Annotated in this window: 2 protein-coding genes; one reads left to right on the top strand and one right to left on the bottom strand. The window is 71.2% G+C overall.

What is annotated here, in order from left to right; translation table 11 throughout:
• A partial coding sequence (locus DD1DGNOD_RS08530; RefSeq protein WP_241255571.1) for a phosphoglucomutase, alpha-D-glucose phosphate-specific occupies positions 1 to 1,304 on the top strand: 1,304 nt, incomplete at its 5' end.
• A gap of 144 nt (positions 1,305 to 1,448) precedes the next feature.
• On the opposite strand, the gene DD1DGNOD_RS08525 is transcribed toward DD1DGNOD_RS08530, so the two are convergent.
• Positions 1,449 to 2,602: DUF4349 domain-containing protein (locus DD1DGNOD_RS08525; RefSeq protein WP_131769840.1), on the bottom strand; the 1,154-nt coding region annotated here is incomplete at its 5' end.

The following is a 2,602-nucleotide window of genomic DNA, read 5'->3' as shown; positions in this document are numbered from 1 at the left end:
CCGGCCACGCTGCCGGCCGTGGTGCCAGCCACGATGCAAGCCGCACGGCCGGGTCCATCGCCGGGCAGCGCGGCGGGATCGCGGACGGGATCGTCGTCACGCCGTCGCACAACCCCCCGGCGGACGGGGGGTTCAAGTACAATCCGCCGAACGGCGGGCCGGCCGACACGAACATCACCTCCTGGATCCAGGACCGTGCGAACGCCCTGCTCGCCGACGGGTTGCGCGGCGTCCAACGGGTTTCCCTCGAGCGGGCCCGGGCCGCGGCGACCGTGCACGACTACGTGTCGGCCTACGTCGACGACCTGCCGTCCGTGGTCGATCTCGACGCCATCCGCGGCGCGGGGGTCCGGATCGGCGTCGACCCCCTGGGCGGGGCGAGCCTGGTCTACTGGCAGACCATTGCCGAGCGTTACAAACTCGACCTGAACGTGGTCAACGCCACGGTCGACCCGCAGTTCGGTTTCATGACCGTCGACTGGGACGGCAAGATCCGGATGGATCCCTCGTCGCCGTACGCGATGGCTTCGCTGCTCCGGCTGAAGGACTCCTTCGACGTGGCGCTGGCCAACGACGCCGACGCCGACCGGCACGGCATCGTGACCCCCGCAGCCGGCCTGCTCAACCCGAACCACTACCTGTCCGCGTCCATCGCCTACCTGTTCGCGCACCGGGCCGACTGGCCCGGTGCGGCCGCGATCGGAAAGACCCTGGTCAGCTCCAGCATGATCGACCGGGTCGCGGCCGGACTCGGGCGCACCCTCGTCGAGGTTCCGGTCGGCTTCAAGTGGTTCGTGGACGGGCTGATCGACGGCTCCCTCGGTTTCGGCGGCGAGGAAAGCGCCGGGGCGTCGTTCCTGCGCCGCGACAGCCGGGTCTGGACCACCGACAAGGACGGCCTGATCCCCTGCCTGCTCGCCGCGGAGATGACCGCCGTCACCGGGCGGGATCCGGGACGGCTGTACGAGGAGCTGACCGGCCGGTTCGGCTCGCCCGTCTACCGCAGGGTCGATGCGGCGGCATCCCCCGCCCAGAAGGAGATCCTGAAGTCGCTCACCCCGGCGGACCTCGGCGCCGGCACGATTGCCGGCGAACCGGTGAGCGCCGCGCTGTCCCACGCCCCGGGCAACGGGGCGGCGATCGGTGGGGTGAAGGTCGTCACCGAGAACGCCTGGTTCGCCGCCCGCCCGTCCGGCACCGAGGACGTCTACAAGATCTACGCGGAAAGCTTCCGCGGACCCGAGCATCTCGAGGCGGTCCTTGCCGAGGCCCAGTCGGTCGTGGACGCCGCCCTGCGAGGCTGAAGGTCCGTCCCCCTCCTCTTTCTCAGGTGTCTTTTTTACGCAGGCGTCTTTCCAGGCGTCCACGACCGGGTCGGGCAAGGGGGCCGCCGAGCGGTACGGGAGCCGCCGGGCAGGGCAGGGGCGGGTGGAGGAGGCCGCCGAGCTCTACGACGTCGGTGCGGCCGGTGCGGCGTGCGCCCGGGTGCGGCGGCGGTGGCGTACCCGGCGGAGGATGCGGTAACCCCCGAAACCGGCCCCGGCCAGCAGCAGGATCAGGACAACCGGCCCGACCAGCCCGACGATCACGGCCACGCCGCCGGTGAAACGATCCCAGGAAAGCCGCAGTGCCCCGGCAAGACCCTCGTCGTCGCCGTCAGGATCCGGCCTGGTCGCGGACGTCCCCTGCTCGCTGATCCGCACCGTGAGGGTCGCCAGGTCACTGGAGTCGGCCAGCACCTGACGCCGCCCTTCGAGCTGCTCGATCTGCACCTGCACGTTGTCGATCTGCTGCTGTACGGCGAGGATCTCCCCGATCGATCCGGCCTTGCCCAGCAGGGCCACGTAAGTGTCGCGCGAACTGCCCAGCGCCTTCAGCCGGGACTGCAGGTCCACGTACTCGCCGGTCACATCCTGTGAGGAGACGGTCGAGGCACGAACTTCGCCGATCTTCCCCACCTGGCCGCGCAGTTCGTCGAACGATCCGGTCGGTACCCGCAGGGTGACGTTAGCGTGCTGGTCGTCATCGTCGGAGGTGGACGGGATACCGCTGCTGTCCAACGAGGCAAGATAGCCGCCCAGTCCCTTCGCCGCCGTCGAGACGGCGGCGACCGCCGCGTCGACGCCGCCCGGCCGCACCTCCAGAGACATCGAGCCGGTACGCACGATCCGCGGTTCGGCTCCGGCCGGCCGGGCCGGGTCGACCGCCTTCCCGGTCAGCGCGGATCCGGGTCCGGATCCGGATTCGTTGCCGGCCAGCGGCGCCACCGGTACCGCTGGCGCCGCCGCCCGTAGGTCGGCCGGACGCTGCCTCTCGCTGCCCACCCCGGATGACCCTGTCTCCGGTTGCGGCGCACCGGCGGCCGGGAACGTAATGCTCGACGACGGCTCGGCGGTCTCCAACGCGCTGCCGAGTGCTGCTATGCCACCGACAACGGCCACGATCCCGACAACGATCGCCACACCGATCACGCGCCGTCTGGACGTGCTGCGTGCGGAGACAGCTCCCGCAGCCCCCGCGGCTCCCGCGGCCACGTCACCTCTGCGCCGACCCGTGCCGGGCGCCGGTGTCGGTGTCAACTCCGTCGCCGTCGGCACCGGCG

This window comes from Candidatus Protofrankia californiensis, assembly GCF_900634765.1.
Lineage (GTDB): Bacteria > Actinomycetota > Actinomycetes > Frankiales > Frankiaceae > Protofrankia > Protofrankia californiensis.
This window is presented reverse-complemented; position numbering and strand designations above follow the sequence as displayed.